This window comes from Nocardia yunnanensis, assembly GCF_003626895.1.
In the GTDB taxonomy this organism is placed as follows: Bacteria; Actinomycetota; Actinomycetes; order Mycobacteriales; family Mycobacteriaceae; genus Nocardia; species Nocardia yunnanensis.
Genome location: NZ_CP032568.1, coordinates 2,199,059 through 2,214,199, shown reverse-complemented (window position 1 = coordinate 2,214,199; position 15,141 = coordinate 2,199,059). Strand labels below are relative to the sequence as shown.

Sequence of the window (15,141 nt, the reverse complement as noted above, 5' to 3'; positions counted from 1 at the left end):
GCAACACTCCAGCAATCACAAACTGAGACGGCCACAGGCCGACCAACAACGGCAAGTCGATGATCATCGAGAAATTTCGGCGCGACCACCCGCCGATCTCGCACGAGCTCACCACCTTGCTCACGGATGCTGCTATCGCGGCCATCGAATCCGGTGAGGAGGCGATCAACCAACGCACCCTGCTGCTCGCGCCGTATGCGGGCCCGACCGAGTGGCGGCGGACGTTCGAACGCGAGCTGGCATGAGAACGGTGTTGCTGTGATTGTTCGAGGTCGTGTTCAGCGCTGACGTGCGGATTCGGTTGCGATTGAAGGGGACTTCGAACATCGGCGTGTCTCGTACTCGTGTTCAGTACCGTGCTTTCTGACTCGTACTCGTCTTCAGCACGGGGGCTGTGGGGATGGCCGGAGATTTGTCGGATCGTGGTGCGCTGGCCACGACGGAGGCGGACGGACTGGCAGACGGCGGTGCGCCGCGCGGAGGTGATCGGTCCTCTCGCGCAGCTGGATCGGGTGAGTGTCGTGGTCGCCGAGGAGGCCGCCGCCCGGTTAGGGGTGACGCAGCGACAGGTGTATGCGCTGGTGAGACGGGGAGGGTGTGGCGTCGGATCTGTTGCCGGGCCGCTCGTCCGGCGGGCGGGGCGGGGAACGGCTCAGCGGCGAGGTGGAGGCGATCGTGCGCCGGGTGCTGCGGTCGCGGTATCTGTCTCGGCAGCGGCGGTCGGTGGCGGTGATCTGCCGTGAAATCGACCGGGAGTGCAGGATGGCCGGTTTACGTCCGCCGTCGCGGTCGGTGGCGCGGCGGATCGGCAAGCTCGACCCGGTCAAGGCCACGACCGCGCGGGACGGCCAGAACGCCGCGCGGTCGCTGCGGGCTGCGGGCGGTGCCGCACGGCCGGTGGAGGGGCTGTTGGAGCGGGTGCAGATGGATCACACTCCGGCGGATGTGATCGTGGTCGACGAATTTCATCGGCTGCCGATCGGCCGTCCCTATGTCACCGCGGCGATCGACGAGGCCACCTGGTGCGTGCCCGGGTTCGTGGTCACTTTGGAAGCGCCGTCGGCGACGTCGGTCGGATTGTGTCTGGCGCACATGGCGATCGACAAACGTGCCCGGCTGGAACGGCTGGGGGTGGCGGCGGTGTGGCCGATGAGCGGCAAGCCGCGTGAGATGTATGTGGACAATGCCAGCGAGTTCAAGAGCGAGGCCCTGCGGCGCGGTAGTGAACAGCACGGCCATCGATGTGCGGTGCCGGCCGTTGGGGCAGCCGCATATCGGTGGGGTGATCGAGCGGCTGGTCGGCACCATGACGATGGTCCACGAACTGCCCGGGACGACGTTTCCGACACTCGGTCGCGCCGCGACTACGACAGCGACGCGAAAGCTGTTCTCACGCTGGCCGAATTGCAGCGGTGGATGGCGCTGGCCGTGGCCTGCTATCACGGCGAACCACACGAGGGGCTGGGCGGGCGGACCCCGGGCGGGGTATGGGCGGAGAAGGTGGCTGCCCAGGGCGCGCCGCCGACGGTGACCAACGAGACCGCGTTCCTGGTCGATTTTCTGCCGGTGGAGCGGCGCTCGTTGCGGCGCACCGGGTTCGTGCTGGATCACGTGCAGTACGACAGCGACGCCTTGAAGCCGTTGATCGCGTGCCGCGACGGGCTGGGCAAGGTGGTGCTGCGTCCACCGGAATGGAATTCATGGCCAGCGTTTCCGTGACTGGCCGGTCGTGGCGAAAATCTACGATGCGTGGCCGAGACGTTATGGGTTGGGCAGGATGACCGCGCGGCCGTTGATCTTGCCTTCGTGCAGGTGTTGGTAGGCGGCGGGGGCGTCGTCGAGGGGGTAGGTTTCGACGTGGACCGAGAGTGCGCCGGCGTGCGCGAGTTGCAGGACCTCGATGAGTTCGCTGCGGCTACCCCAGTACGGAGAGGTAACCGATACCTCGTAGGGCAGGGTACCGAACCCGACCGCGACGCTGCCTGCGCCGATGCCCACGATGACGAGATCGCCTTCGACGCGGCAACAGGCCGCGGCGGTGCTCACGGTCGCCGGAGCTCCGACGAAATCGAAAACGGCCTCCGCACCGTGGCCCTCGGTGAGTTCGCGAACCTGGGAGGCGGCTTTGTCGTCGGAGTGGATAGCGACGTGTGCGCCGACGGTGCGAGCGAGTTCGAGTTTGTCGTCGCCGATGTCGAGGGCGATCACGCGCGCCGCAGTCAAGGCGCGCAGCAGTTGGATCGCGACATGGCCGAGTCCTCCAGCGCCGATGACGACCGCGGTGGACCCTGGAACCAGTTTCGGCAGCGCGCGTTTGATGGCGTGGTACGGGGTCAGACCGGCGTCGGTGAGTGGAACGGTTGTCACCGGATCGAGATCACCGATGGGGACGAGATGACGGGGATCGTCGACGAGTAGGTACTGCGCGATCGCGCCGGGTGCGCCGAGCCCGGGAGGAAACAACCCGAGTTCGGCGGCGCGCAGGCAGTAGTTCTCTTTCCCGGCAGCGCACTCGGCGCACCGGCCACAGCCCCACGGCCCGTAGACGCCACCGAATCACCCACCGAGACAGTGTCGACTCCCTGGCCGAGTTCGGCGACCACGCCGACGGCCTCGTGGCCCAGAGTGAGCGGCAAGGGAAATCTCACCTTGTCGGCCGGGAGACTCATAACGGCGATGTCGGAATGGCACACGCCGGCCGCGGTGATTTTCAACAGGACCTGCCCGGGCCCGGGAGCGGGTTTGGGGATGCGCACGACTTCCGGGACGCTCCCAACAGCACGATATTGGACGGCTTTCATCATTTCGCTCACAGCGTGAATCCTCTCCGTCGGTTCGGTTGATTAAGCGCTTGATCAGGGCTTTTTGTAGATGATGCCTTCCTTCATGACGAAATCGACGCAGCCGGTGGCGTCGATGTCGGTGAAGGGATCACCGGGCATGGCGATGATGTCGGCGATCTTGCTCGGCTCGAGCACACCGAGATCGGACAGTTGCAGCATCTCCGCGGCGACGCTGGTTGCGGCCTTCAACGCGCGGGCCGGGGTGATGCCGGTGGAGACCATCATCGGGAACTCTTTCCAGTTCTCCGCGTGGGGGAACATCCCGGCATCGGTGCCGAAGGCGAGCTTGATCTCGGAATTCGCGAGGTGCTCGGCGCCATCGAGCAGAGCCTTCTGGTGGATCCGGAATTTGCGGCGTTTGTACTCCGGTTTGCCGGCCCAGTACTCGTCGTCGTCGACGCGACGGGCGTCGTCGAGGATGGTGTACTGGGTGGGTACGAGGTAGACGCCGTGCTCGACCATCATCTGCAGGGTTTCGGCGGTGGCGAGGTTGCCGTGTTCGATGCTGCGCACCCCGGCGCGCACCGCGCGACGGACTCCTTCGTCGCCGTAGCAGTGCGGGGTGGCGGGCCGGCCCAGATCTCGCGCGGTCGAGACCAGCGCATCCATCTCCTGCTGGGAGTAGGTGGTTTGGGAGGGATCATCCGAGGGGCTCGAGAAACCGCCGGTGGCACCGAATTTGATCCAGTCCGCCCCCGCCCTGATCTCGGTGCGCACCCGCGAGCGAATCTCCTCGCAACCATCGGCAGCCGACATCTCCAGCAGCCGAGGACGGCCCTGGAACTCATCGGCCAGCGTGGCACTGAAGTCACCGTGCCCGCCGCGCGCGGAGATCATGTGCGGGGCAACCAGCATCCGAGGCCCGGCGATGATCCCGGCGGCGATCGCGTCACGCAGATCCAGGGTGTTGTAGCCCAGGTCAGCGGTCATCAGGTCGCGGATGGTGGTGAACCCGTTACCCAGCAGCGTCTCGAGGATCGGTATCGTCGCCAGCGCGGTCGCCGCGGACGACCTCGCCAGCACAGGAACCAGAGCGGGTGTGATCGTGACATGGGTGTGGCAGTCCATGAATCCCGGTGTCACGGTGTGACCGGACAGGTCGATAACCTGCGCACCATCCGGAGCCGCGATCGTCTCGGCGATCCGACTGATCCGATCTCCCTCGACGAGGATGTCGCGGACGCCCACAGGAGAGTCGGCGAGTCCGTCCCACACCGTTGCGCCGGTCAAAAGCGTCACCATCCGCTGCCCCTCCGATCGGTTGTACCGGCCTCGAGCTGGAACCATCCTAGGTCGCGGCGGCTGGGCTCGTCCGCAGGCACACGCAGACCCGGGTTGGCTTGGGGCAGCTTCCATCCTCGCAACCGAGCAACCAGAACCAGGACAGTCCCGGTTCCCGCCGCCGCGATGGCCGCAGCGGCGGGGAATCCGCTGTAGGACAAGACGACCAGAACGGCGCTCGCGGCGACCGCGTTGGTGGCATGATCGGACCCGCCGAAAGCGACACTGCCATCGGGGCCGACCCACACCGCGGCGCAGGTAAGAAGGCGACGGTGAGGATAGCGACCGGTGGAATAGGTTGGGTGCGTGGGTGTTTCGAGTAGTGCGGCGTTGTGCAGCGTGCCGTCGAGATGTGTTCCGGTCCAACGAAAAGAGCTCCGCACCGACCGGTGCGAAGCTCTTCACAAACCAATCACGCGCTGGCGCGGAATCAGATGGCGCGGACGTCCTGGGCTTGCGGGCCCTTCTGGCCCTGCTCCACCGAGAACTCGACACGCTGACCCTCTTCGAGGGACTTGTAACCCGAGCCGCTCACGGCTGAGTAATGCACGAAGACGTCCGGGCCGCCTGCGTCTTGAGCGATGAAGCCGAAGCCTTTTTCACCGTTGAACCACTTCACACTGCCTTGAGCCATGCTGTAATCAACTTCTTTTCTGTTGTGAGCCGGGCAAATTCTTGGTGAGAAGCCCATACTCAACCTCTCACTATGCCACAACCGTCATCGTTCGCTCGCATCGCAGGGATGCGAGGGTCCGGCCTAGAGGAGTGCGGACGGCTGAACCTCGCGCCGAGACCGGCCCGCCCCGGCGCCGCACAGCGCGGGTCTTTCGCCCCGCTCGACGCAACGGTGAGCGGGACTTGTTCTCGGCTGCGGACCGCGGCCGCGGCCGGTCAAGTCGGATGCGGGGACTCGAGGGCCAGTTCGGCCCACACGGTCTTGTGATCGTGGCGGGCGGTGCAGGCCCATGCGGTGGCGAGGCGGTCGATAAGGATCATGCCGCGCCCGCCGGTGCCGTCGGGGGCCCGCAGCCGCGGCATTCCGGGACCGGTGTCGTCGACTTCGATGCGGACCCGCGCCCGCTGTGGGTGCAGCGACACCCGGCACCGCCGGGGCGCGCCGCCGTGGCGGCAGGCGTTGCTGGCCAGCTCATCGAACACCTGGACCACATCGGCGAGCACCACCGGGGGTAGGCCTGCCAGCAGCTCGCGCACCCGCGCCCGCGCCCACCCCACCACGACCAGATCGAGATCCAGGTCCAGATCTGCGGCAGCGCTGTGGTCCCGGCCGAGGTGCCCGCGTTCGGCCACCGGTGTCGACATGACCATCACCCCTGCCCGCGTCGTTGCTCGAGTCCCCTGGAGCTACCCGGTCCTCGAGGCTTGAAACCCCGTCTGCTGATGTGACATGAACACCCCGCCGGTTGACGAAAATCTGTTGTGTCGGGTGTAGACATTCGTTGAAGGTCGTTATAGAGTCGCTGTCGTTCGAATTAATGAGAGTCCGAGTGGCCGGGCAGGTGAACTGCCCGGAAGAAGGAAAGTTTCACCGTCCCCTTCCGGCGGACGACAGATAGACCCCCGGGCCACGTTGGCCGGACCTGCCGGAAGGGGACGAAGCATCAGGCGAACAAGTACGTCCGTTAACACCGTAGGAATACCGGCGACCCAGGAGGTGGTCACTGAGTAGTTGTTCATCAGGTCCGCATCCAGGGAAGCATCGGATGCGGTGTGTGACAGCGGCCCTGACGGGCCGGTGAAAGCAATGAAAGTTATTCCCCCCTTCGTAGATCCCAGGCCCCGGCGCTACCGCGCCGGGGCCTGTCGGCGTTGACCCGAAAGGCCCCGTGCAACAACCGAACCCCCACCCTCGGCCCGCCGGCGGTCACAGCGCCGCCGACAAACTCGACGACGAGGACTACCCCGCCTACTCGATGGGACGTGCCGCCGAAATCCTCGGCGTCACCCCAGCGTTCCTGCGGGGTCTCGACGCCGCCGAGTCATTGACCCCGCAGCGGTCGCCGGGCGGGCACCGACGCTACTCGCGCTACCAACTGCGCATCGCCGCCCGCGTGCGCGAACTCGCCGATGCCGGAAACGCCCTCGACGCGGCGTGCCGCATCGTCATCCTCGAAGACCAGCTCGCCGAGGCACAACGGGTCAACACCGAACTGCAACAAACCCTCGACCAGCGCAACGACCCCGCCTGAAACGACATGAACATGCCCGACACCCGCACCGGCCACATGGATGTCTTCCTGCCCCAGGCGATGAACCCGGCCGTCCTCGACGCGGTGATCCGCCTCAACGTCACCGCCGCAGTGGCCCGCACCGGCGAATGGCCCGCCACCATCGAACACGGCACCGGCCGACCGCACTCACCCGGGGTCACCTGCTGGCCGGTGACCTACACCACCGGCATCCCCCCACAACAGGACTGACACAACCCACTGTGGCAACCGAGCCGTGTACGCCACTCTCGGCGCGGGATTCTTTGCCGGACAACGACTCTGCCGAATCGGAGCCCGCGGTGTCGGGATTCCCGGCTGGTGCGGCGGCGATCAGGCCCGTGAGGGCTGGTAGCAACAAAAGTCGCGCTTAGCGTTCTTGGGTCGCAGACCAGGCGTTTCGGTTGGGTTGATGCGTCCGAACTGTGAGTGGTGTTGGGCCGCTGGTGGTTTCATGTGCGGCTGTGCGTGATGAGGGCGCGGTGGAGTACGGGCGGTTCCGCGGGTGGAGATGGAGCGGTTCTTGTGCGCCATGTATCTGTTGGCCTACGGCCGCATCTACGCCAACAAGGGCGCGATGACGCCAGGGGTCACGCAGGACGGGATGCAGGCGTTGCTGGGTGCGCTCGGCTTGATCGGTGCCTGGCTCGATCTGCCCCGAGACTGGGCGACCAGCACCACGGGCTGATCCATCCGAGGCGGGTCCCGATAGGGTTTTTCCGACCGGGTACGACGGCCGTGTGAATGGAGGGTGTGTCGCGCCCGCCGATGGGACCGCTGGGTACACAGCGCCGGTGCCGGTTGCAGGCCAGCCCCGAGAGCAAGGGGAGTCCACCAGGGCGGGGTGGTTTCCCCCGAACACTGCGAGCACGAGGACGGCATCGCGCACACCCTGCGAAGGGCGTGTCGTTGCCGTGTGGTCTCGTCGCCGCAATGCCCGGCCCCAGGCTGAACCGGCGACCGGGGTCGGCACGGGAAAACCCTCACCGGTGGTGCGTGTTGCCGCAAGTGTCCGATACCGCCGGTCGCGGTTGTTGCTTCGGCGGCCGGGTGGACACCACGCGATGTCCCGACCGGCATCCGAGCGGTAGTGCCACGCCGGGTGCGCTGCGTCCGTCCGGAATGGTCAGTGGCTGTTCGGGCGGTGGCTGCGGTGGGTGGCGAGGGCGTTGTTGGTTTCGCGTAGCGCGGCGTTGGCGTCTTCGAGTTCGAGGATGCGCGCGATCCCGGCCAGGTTGATGCCTTGGCTGGCCAGGGCGCTCACGCGCGCCAGCCGCGCCAGGTCGGCGCGGCTGTAGCGGCGGGTGCCGCCCGCGCTGCGGGCGGGGCTGACGAGGCCGTGCTGCTCGTAGAGGCGCAGGGTCTGTATCCCGACCCCGGCCAGTTCGGCGGCCACCGAGATCGCATACACCGCCTGCCCGGCCGGGGGCAGCGGGCCGGGTGCTGGGTCTGGCATCCGTCGTGTCTCCGGTTCTCTGCTCATCCTCACCTGCTCGAAGATTACCTCTCGCCGATACTTGCACTCACCTATGGAGAGTGCTAAATATTATCTGTGTCAGATGACATAGGTTATCTGAGTTTCCTTCGACAGTGAATGGAGTGAACCGGAGGTGGCGACCATGCTGATGCGTACCGATCCCTTCCGTGACCTGGATCGTTTGACACAGGCGGTGTTCGGCACCCCGGCGCGCCCGGCGGTGATGCCAATGGATGCCTGGCGCGACGGGGACGAATTCTTCGTCGAGTTCGATCTGCCCGGCATCGACCCCGACTCCTTGGACCTGGATGTCGAACGCAACGTGGTGACGGTGAAAGCCTCGCGCCCGGAACTGGACGCGGGCCGGTCGATGATCGCGGCCGAACGCACCCGCGGGGTGTTCTCCCGTCAACTGTTCCTGGGCGAGAACCTAGACACCGACCGGATTCGCGCCGACTACCGCGAAGGGGTGCTGCGCCTGTCGATTCCGGTCGCGGAGAAGGCCAAGCCCCGCAAGATCGAGATCAGCCGCGCCGAGGACCGGCAGGCCATCAACGCCTGAGCTCGCGCCCGGCCCTCACAAGGGAGGTGGTCCCGGTGATGTGCCGAATCAGCGAAGCAACGACAGAATCCGTGGCGGGCCCGTGGTGGCTCGAGCCGGGGTTGCTGGGGTTGGACCCCGACGTCGAAGAGCTGTTCGCCGAGGTGGACGCGGTCCTGTGTGAGGCCGCCCGCCGATGGCCACCGCGGCGAGAACACCGCCAGCCCGCGCCTCGGCCGCAGCCCGTGGGGGGCCGGCATCGGTGGCGGGCAGTGCGGTGGATGGGTCGTCGGCCCGGCCCGGGCCGCGGGGGCGGGCGCGGACCGCCTCGACCTGGTCCCCGCCCCGGATGTCTCTGGTCACGTCGGTGAGAGTGAGGTGATGCCTGTCAGAAAGTTTCGTCGTGGAGTGCACGCGGGGCGCGCGGCGTATCGACCCCCGAGCCTGCACCCGCGCACCACAACCTCGCAGGACCCCGCGTGGTCTGCGACACGGGTGCCCGGCCACCGCACGTGGCAGCAGCAGGCACTGCGATACCCCCGCCCCACGCGCGCCAGCACACACCAACACAATTTCTCGATCTCTTCCATCGCCGGGTGAGCGGTTTGGATGTTCTCGACCTTCGTCCACAGCCTGCTGCGCCGTCCCGGCAGATAGAGGCCGTCCAGGCGCTCGGCCATGAGTCCTTCCAGACCCATGCGCCGCGACCGCGCCAGCAAGTCCTCGCCCTGCCCCGCCAGGCGCGGCGAGATCTGCCAGCGCTCACTTCACCTGCGTGCCCTCAGCCGCCGCCTCGGTCGTGGCGGTCGCGAGCGCGTGCACGTTGCCGGCGGCCGAGTAGTAGATGGCCGCCACCTTGATATCCGAATTCGCGGGCGAGTTCTGGCCTGTTGTGTCCACCTCCGCACCCTGCCACCGTCGCTGAAATCCGCTCAGCGAGCGGTCAACGCACCGATTCACCCCCGCTGTGCTGCGCATTCCGAGATCGTTCAGTCGCCTTTGAGTCGAGCGGTTCAGGGTTGATCTCGGCGCTCACATCGGGCGCCGATCCAAGCGAAATCCAAACCGCAGAAAGGGTGCTGTGACGCACGACTTCATCATCGTCGGTGCGGGGTCTTCCGGAACGGTGCTGGCTCGCCGGCTCGTCGACGCGGGGCGGCGGGTACTGCTGCTCGAAGCTTGGATTGGAGCCGTCCGCGAACGCGCCGTGCACCAGCAGCACGCCGGGCTTGTCCGGATCCGGCTGCGGGACGGTCGCGGGGGTCTGCGGCTGTGCGGCCGGGGTGCCGCCGGTCGAGGAGCAGGCCGCGGCGGCGAGGGTTATGGTGAGCGCACCCATCAGGATCATGGTGCGGGCGGAGCGGCGAAGGCCGGTCATCTTGCGCATGTGCGTATGGCTTTCTGTTTCAAGGGATCAGGACGGCTTTGACCGTGCCGCCAGCGGCGATGTCGGCGATGGCGGTATCGATCTGCTCGAGTGGGTACGTGCGAACCAGCCGTTCCAGCGGGAATCGGCCCGCCCGGTGCAGAGCGAGCAGCCGCGGAATCAGCACACCCGGGGCTTGGTGGCCCATCACCGAACCGGTGACCGTGCGCCCCTTGAGCAATTCGAAGACGTTGGCCCGTAGAGCCGCATCCGGTGCGGTGACACCGAGGATGGCGGCCGAGCCGCGCGGGGCCAGTGCTCGGACAGCGGCATTCATGACCGCGAGCACTCCGGTGGATTCCACGGCGTGGTCCACACCGCGGCCACCGGTCAGGTCCAGGACCGCCTCGAACGAGTCCGGCGAAGCGGCGTCTATCGTATGGACGGCTCCGAGTTCGGTTGCGAGCGCTAGCCGTTCGCGATTGCGGTCGGCCACGATGATGTCGCTGGCCCCGGCGGCCACGGCCGCCATGAGCGCGCTGAGCCCTACCGCCCCGGCACCGAAGACCGCGACCGTGCTGCCCGCCTGGACCCGCAGCGAGTTGAACACCGCTCCCTCGCGGACTTCTCGACGCGATGCCCGGCAAGACCATCGTCGTCGGCCACTCCTACGGCGGCGCGGTCATCACCAATGCCGCGGCCGGATCCCCCAAGGCCGCCGCCCTTGTCTACGTGGCCGCCTTCGCCCCGGACCAGGGCGAGTCCCTCGGCGACCTCGACGGCCGCTACGGCGGCCCGGCGACGAAGATCACCGTCCCGCACCCGGTCAACGGTGAGGCCGCGCCCGAATTGAGCATCGCCGCAGACAAATTCCCCGAGTACTTCGCCCCGGACGTCCCCGCGGCGCAGGCGGCGGTGCTGGCGGCGGGCCAGCGCCCGATCTCGGTCGCGGCCTTCACCGAACAGACTGGTGAGCCCGCCTGGCGCACCCTGCCGTCGTGGTATCTCGTCGCCACCGAGGACCGAATGATCCCGCCGACCGGCCAGCGCGAGATGGCGCACCGGCTCAACGCCACCGTCACCGAGCACGCGGGCAGCCATGCCATCGCCGTCTCGCACCCGGAGGCGGTCGTCTCCGTGATCGACCAGGCCGCCACCGCGGTGCGCTGACCCCCATCGACACGAAGGAAGCAATTCGATCATGTCCGACACTCATGCCGATGTGGTGATCGTGGGTGGCGGCTCGGCCGGTGCGGTACTGGCCGCCCGCCTGAGCGAAAACCCCGGCCGCCGCGTCCTTTTACTCGAGGCCGGACCCGACTACCCGGCCGCCGGTTACCCCGACGCGGTGGCCTCGAGCAGCATCCTGGGCGGCTATACCGGCCACGACTGGGGCTACGCGTCCGAACCGGGCTACGTCGGCCACCCCATCCAGCTCTACCGCGGCAAGGTGCTGGGCGGTAGCTCCGCGGTCAACGGCTCGGTCTTCGTGCGCGCCCTGCCCGCGGACTTCGACCGCTGGACCGCCCGCGGCCTGAAAGGCTGGTCCTTCCCCGACGTGCTGGAGAGCTACCGGAAAGTTGAGAAGACCAGCGCGGGCGACGACGCCTGGCACGGACGCGGTGGTCCCATGCCGGTGCACCAGCTCACCCGCGACGAGCTCAGTCCCATGCAGTGCGCGTTCGTGGATTCCGCACTGGCGTGCGGTATCCCGGCGACCGCGGACTTCAACGGACCCCAGCCTCACGGTGTCGCACCGTATCCGATGAACGTGGTCGACGGGGTGCGGGTCAATACCGGGATGGCGTATCTGACCGACGAAGTGCGCGAAGCGAACCTGAGCGTGCGCGGCGACGTGCTGGTCGACCGGGTCGTGTTCACCGACGGCCGCGCCCACGGTGTGCTGACTGCGGACGGTGAGCTGATCACCGCCGGTGAGGTCATCCTGTGCGCCGGGACCTACGGCAGTGCGGCGATCCTGCTGCGCTCCGGCGTCGGACCGGCGGATCACCTGCGGGAGTTGGGTATTCCGGAGATCGCGGACCTGCCGGTAGGTCGCACGCTCTACGATCACCCGTTCTACTACAACGCCTACGCCGCCGACCCAGAGCGGATGGGCGCGGGCGAGCCGCTCATCGGGGCCAAGGTGTGGACGGCCAGCTCCGACGCCGCGGCCGGTGAACTGGACCTGCACATCACCGCGACCCATCTCATCGACCAGAAGCTGAGCCCGACCGGTGCGGCCTTCGTCCTCGCGGTCGCGCTCACCCGCCCACGGTCGTGCGGATCGCTCACACTGGCCGACATCGACCCCCGCATCGCTCCGCGCATCGACCTGAACTTCCTGGCCGACCCCGCCGACCGGCGGCGGCTGCTCGAAGGCGTGGCGCTGAGCCGCCGCATCGGCGGCAGCGCACCGCTGGCTGCTCTCATCGACCACGAAATGACCCCGGGCAGTGACGATCCCGCCGCCATCGAAGCATCGGTGCGCGCGACGCTCGACACCTATCATCACCCGACCTCAACGGTGCCCATGGGCGCCGACGACGACCCCGCCGCCGTGGTCGACCGCCTCGGCGCGGTCCGCGGGGTGCCCGGATTGCGGGTCGTGGACGCCTCGATCTTCCCCGACGCGGTCTGCGCCGCCAGCAACCCCACCGTGATCATGGCCGCCGAACACATCGCCGCCCAACTCTGATCGTCCGATTCCACCGACCGACAAAAGGATTCGCTTGTCCACCTCCCATCGACCGCACGCCCGCCACTACATCGACGGCCGGTGGTCCGACGGCGGCGCCCTCAGCACCTCCTACAACCCCGCCACCGGCGCCGCGCTGGGCACCTTCGCCGACGGCGGCGCGGCCGAGGCCACCGCCGCCATCGCCGCGGCCCGGCGGGCCTTCGAGACCACGGCATGGTCGCGAGACCGCGAACTGCGGGCTCGCGCCCTGTTCGAGATGGCCGACCGCCTGGCCGAACGCCGCGACGAACTGGTCACCCTGCTGGCGCGCGAGAACGGAAAGATCCTCGCCGAAGCCGCCTTCGAGATCGACCTGACGATCCCGAAGCTGCGCTACTACGGGGCGCTCGCACTCGCCGAGACCGGACGCGCGGCCGAGGTGAAGCCGGGCCTGTACTCCATGACGCTCACCGAACCCGCCGGTGTCGCCGCGGTCATCGCACCCTGGAATTCGCCCGTGGTACTCGCCGTGCGTTCCTTCGCCCCGGCACTCGCGGCCGGGTGCACGGTGGCCATGAAGCTGCCGGGACAGACCGGGCTGGTCAACGGCTTGCTCTACGAGATCATCGCCGCCACCGAGAGCCTGCCCGCCGGGGTGATGAACTGTTTCACCGAGTCCGGCAACAGCGGTGCGCCACTGCTGATCTCGTCGCCCGACGTCGCGGTGGTCAGCTACACCGGCAGCACGGCGGTGGGCCGCGTCATCATGACCAACGCCGCGCCGACGCTCAAGCCGCTGTCGCTCGAACTCGGCGGCAAGACCCCGATGATCGTCTTCGACGACGCCGACCTCGACGCCGTGGTGCCGGTGCTGACCAAGGCGATCACCACCTTCACCGGACAGTTCTGCATGACCGGCAGCCGCATCCTGGCCCAGGCGGGCATCGCCGACGAACTCCGCGACCGAATGGCGAAATCCCTGGCGGCGATCAACGTCGGACCCGGCGACGACCCGGCCAGCGAGATGGGCCCGATGATCGACCGCGCCAACGCCGAACGCGTGGACCGGATGGTCGCCGAGGCAGCCGAGTGGGCGACCATCGTCGAACGCGGCGGTCTGGTGAACACCGGACCCGACGCCGTCGACGCCTTCTACCGCCCCAGTCTTGTCGAGGTCACCGATCTCGCCGCGCCGATCGTGCAGCATGAAGTATTCGGTCCCGTGGCGACCTTCGAGATCTTCACCACCGAGGCCGAAGCGATCACCCGCGCCAACGCCACCGAATATGGTCTGGCAGCGAGTATCTGGACCCGCGACGTGGACCGCCCGCTGCGGGTCGGCCGCGAGCTCGAGGCCGGAACGGTGTGGACCAACACCTGGGCGATCGTCGTGGACCAGTTCGAGGAAGGCGGCTTCAAACAGAGCGGCATGGGACGGCTCAACGGATTGCGCGGGCTGGGCGAATTCCAGGAGATCAAGCACTTGGTCCACCCCGCGCCCCGCGGTGCATGACCGGCGAAACGACGCCGCGCCCGACGCCACCGCAATGGAAACAAGCGGTGGTGTCGGGGCTGTCGATCTTCCCGATTTCACTGCTGGGCAACGGCATTCTCGGCCCGCTGCTGGTCTCGGCGCCGTTGATCGTGCGCACGCTGACCTTCACCGTCCTGTTCAGCACGGCGATGACCTTCCTGGCCATCCCCGCGACGACCCGGCTGCTGCGCGGCTGGCTGTATCCGACCGATCGGCACGGCGAAAGCTCCCCCTCATGAGCGACGAAACCCTCACACCCGGTGAACTGACCGACCGGATCGCCGAGGTCCTCCCCGCGGCACCGGGACGGCGGATGCTGCATCAGCGAGGCATCACGCTGATCGGACGCTTTCGAGCCGAACCCGTTGCCCGGGAACTGAGTTCGGCCGCGCTCTTCTCGGGAGAGGAGGTCGCGATCATCGCGCGCTTCTCCGGCACTCGCGGCGGCGCACACGATGCCGAGACCGGCGACCAGGGCTTGTCGGTGCGGTTCGTTCCCGCGAGCGCGGAACCGACCGATCTGATCGCCTTGACACTGCCGGTGTTCTTCGTGCGCTCCGGGGCGGACATGCTGGAGTTCCTCACCGCCGTCAGTGCCGGACCGGACGCTCCCGGCGCTGTGGCCGAGTTCAGACGGCGGCATCCGGAATCGGGTGCCGCGTTCGACGCGGGCAGCGGCGGCGCGCCCGGCAGCTACGCGGGCCAGCGGTATCACAGCGTCCACGCCTTCGGGCTGGCCGGCCCGAGCGGGACCACCTGGGCCAGGCTGGAATGGCACCCCGAAACCACTGTCGAACCACTGGACACCGCCGAATCCGACGCGCTCGCACCCGATTACCTGGCGCGCGAACTCGACAGTCGACTACCTACCGTGATGACCCTCCATGCGCGGCTGCCGCGCCAGGGCGACCCGGTGCACGACCCCACCGCACTCTGGGCCGATCCACCGCGGCTGCTCGAGCTGGGGCGAATGACGCTCGAAACCCGCACGGCCGACAGCGATCTCGATTTCGACCCGCTGCGGATCGAGCCGGGAATCGCCGCACCGCTCGACCGGTTGGCCACCGACCGCTCGGCGATCTACCGGCTGGCCCGTGCTCGTCGACGCGCGGTCGTGGCGATGACGGCGGCTCAGCCACAACACCATTCGGATATCCCCTCGACACCCAAGGACATCGATCGACCATGACTACC

The 15,141-nt window shown here is 67.7% G+C and carries 18 protein-coding genes and 1 pseudogene; 11 read left to right on the top strand and 8 right to left on the bottom strand.

Annotated elements, in window-relative coordinates:
- Window positions 1-59 precede the first annotated feature (59 nt).
- Together D7D52_RS10180 and D7D52_RS10175 are read left to right on the top strand one after the other, a co-directional pair.
- Window positions 60-245 (top strand): hypothetical protein, encoded by a 186-nt coding sequence (locus tag D7D52_RS10180; RefSeq protein WP_162958253.1) that lies wholly within the window; start codon window positions 60-62, stop codon window positions 243-245.
- Between the two features lie 352 nt (window positions 246-597).
- Entirely contained in the window at window positions 598-1,719 is a 1,122-nt protein-coding gene (locus tag D7D52_RS10175) for a DDE-type integrase/transposase/recombinase (protein WP_162958252.1), read from the top strand.
- Window positions 1,720-1,761: 42 nt separating this feature from the next.
- Here D7D52_RS10175 and D7D52_RS10170 read toward each other — a convergent pair.
- The 4 genes and pseudogenes from D7D52_RS10170 to D7D52_RS10155 all read right to left on the bottom strand — a co-directional run bounded on the left by D7D52_RS10170 (window position 1,762) and on the right by D7D52_RS10155 (window position 5,444).
- A pseudogene (locus D7D52_RS10170) lies at window positions 1,762-2,801 on the bottom strand (NAD(P)-dependent alcohol dehydrogenase).
- A gap of 54 nt (window positions 2,802-2,855) precedes the next feature.
- The gene (locus D7D52_RS10165) at window positions 2,856-4,085 is read right to left on the bottom strand and encodes a metal-dependent hydrolase family protein (RefSeq protein ID WP_120736086.1); all 1,230 of its coding nucleotides are present in this window, start codon (window positions 4,083-4,085) and stop codon (window positions 2,856-2,858) included.
- Between the two features lie 469 nt (window positions 4,086-4,554).
- Window positions 4,555-4,758 carry a cold-shock protein gene (locus tag D7D52_RS10160; protein ID WP_120736085.1) on the bottom strand — a complete coding sequence of 68 codons (204 nt, stop codon included), beginning with the start codon at window positions 4,756-4,758 and terminating at the stop codon, window positions 4,555-4,557.
- 257 nt (window positions 4,759-5,015) lie between these two features.
- A complete protein-coding gene (locus D7D52_RS10155; RefSeq protein ID WP_162958251.1) occupies window positions 5,016-5,444 on the bottom strand; it encodes an ATP-binding protein in 429 nt (142 codons plus the stop codon).
- A 524-nt stretch (window positions 5,445-5,968) separates the two neighbouring features.
- Between D7D52_RS10155 and D7D52_RS10150 the strand changes: the two genes are divergently transcribed.
- The 3 genes from D7D52_RS10150 to D7D52_RS38510 all read left to right on the top strand — a co-directional run bounded on the left by D7D52_RS10150 (window position 5,969) and on the right by D7D52_RS38510 (window position 7,037).
- Entirely contained in the window at window positions 5,969-6,331 is a 363-nt protein-coding gene (locus D7D52_RS10150; protein ID WP_246023741.1) for a MerR family transcriptional regulator, read from the top strand.
- A gap of 6 nt (window positions 6,332-6,337) precedes the next feature.
- Window positions 6,338-6,562, top strand: a complete 225-nt coding sequence (locus D7D52_RS10145) for a hypothetical protein (protein ID WP_120736083.1) — start codon at window positions 6,338-6,340, stop codon at window positions 6,560-6,562.
- Window positions 6,563-6,860: 298 nt separating this feature from the next.
- Window positions 6,861-7,037: a hypothetical protein gene (locus D7D52_RS38510; RefSeq protein ID WP_187703242.1), complete on the top strand. Its 177-nt coding sequence runs from the start codon at window positions 6,861-6,863 to the stop codon at window positions 7,035-7,037.
- Between the two features lie 438 nt (window positions 7,038-7,475).
- On the opposite strand, the gene D7D52_RS10135 is transcribed toward D7D52_RS38510, so the two are convergent.
- Entirely contained in the window at window positions 7,476-7,805 is a 330-nt protein-coding gene (locus D7D52_RS10135) for a MerR family transcriptional regulator (protein ID WP_246023740.1), read from the bottom strand.
- 163 nt (window positions 7,806-7,968) lie between these two features.
- Between D7D52_RS10135 and D7D52_RS10130 the strand changes: the two genes are divergently transcribed.
- Window positions 7,969-8,388, top strand: coding sequence for an Hsp20/alpha crystallin family protein (locus D7D52_RS10130; RefSeq protein WP_120743975.1), 420 nt, complete (start codon window positions 7,969-7,971; stop codon window positions 8,386-8,388).
- A gap of 741 nt (window positions 8,389-9,129) precedes the next feature.
- Here D7D52_RS10130 and D7D52_RS37675 read toward each other — a convergent pair.
- From D7D52_RS37675 to D7D52_RS10115, 3 genes are read right to left on the bottom strand one after another with little or no spacing between them, the layout of a single operon-like run.
- Window positions 9,130-9,267 (bottom strand): hypothetical protein, encoded by a 138-nt coding sequence (locus tag D7D52_RS37675; RefSeq protein ID WP_162958250.1) that lies wholly within the window; start codon window positions 9,265-9,267, stop codon window positions 9,130-9,132.
- A gap of 43 nt (window positions 9,268-9,310) precedes the next feature.
- A complete protein-coding gene (locus tag D7D52_RS37670) occupies window positions 9,311-9,754 on the bottom strand; it encodes a hypothetical protein (protein WP_162958249.1) in 444 nt (147 codons plus the stop codon).
- A gap of 19 nt (window positions 9,755-9,773) precedes the next feature.
- Window positions 9,774-10,343, bottom strand: coding sequence for a zinc-binding dehydrogenase (locus tag D7D52_RS10115; RefSeq protein WP_120736079.1), 570 nt, complete (start codon window positions 10,341-10,343; stop codon window positions 9,774-9,776).
- 26 nt (window positions 10,344-10,369) lie between these two features.
- On the opposite strand from D7D52_RS10115, the gene D7D52_RS10110 reads away from it, so the two are divergent.
- The 5 genes from D7D52_RS10110 to D7D52_RS10090 are packed head-to-tail and all read left to right on the top strand — an operon-like array spanning window position 10,370 to window position 15,136.
- Window positions 10,370-10,903 carry an alpha/beta hydrolase gene (locus D7D52_RS10110; RefSeq protein WP_120736078.1) on the top strand — a complete coding sequence of 178 codons (534 nt, stop codon included), beginning with the start codon at window positions 10,370-10,372 and terminating at the stop codon, window positions 10,901-10,903.
- A gap of 31 nt (window positions 10,904-10,934) precedes the next feature.
- Window positions 10,935-12,431 carry a GMC family oxidoreductase gene (locus D7D52_RS10105; RefSeq protein ID WP_120736077.1) on the top strand — a complete coding sequence of 499 codons (1,497 nt, stop codon included), beginning with the start codon at window positions 10,935-10,937 and terminating at the stop codon, window positions 12,429-12,431.
- 34 nt (window positions 12,432-12,465) lie between these two features.
- Window positions 12,466-13,926 (top strand): aldehyde dehydrogenase family protein, encoded by a 1,461-nt coding sequence (locus D7D52_RS10100; RefSeq protein WP_120736076.1) that lies wholly within the window; start codon window positions 12,466-12,468, stop codon window positions 13,924-13,926.
- On the top strand, window positions 13,923-14,186 hold the full coding sequence (locus tag D7D52_RS10095; RefSeq protein ID WP_162958248.1) for a putative antibiotic biosynthesis monooxygenase: 264 nt from the start codon (window positions 13,923-13,925) through the stop codon (window positions 14,184-14,186). The genes D7D52_RS10100 and D7D52_RS10095 overlap by 4 nt, the downstream gene beginning before the upstream one ends.
- Entirely contained in the window at window positions 14,183-15,136 is a 954-nt protein-coding gene (locus tag D7D52_RS10090; protein WP_120736074.1) for a catalase, read from the top strand. Before D7D52_RS10095 ends, D7D52_RS10090 begins: the two co-directional genes overlap by 4 nt.
- Window positions 15,137-15,141 lie beyond the last annotated feature (5 nt).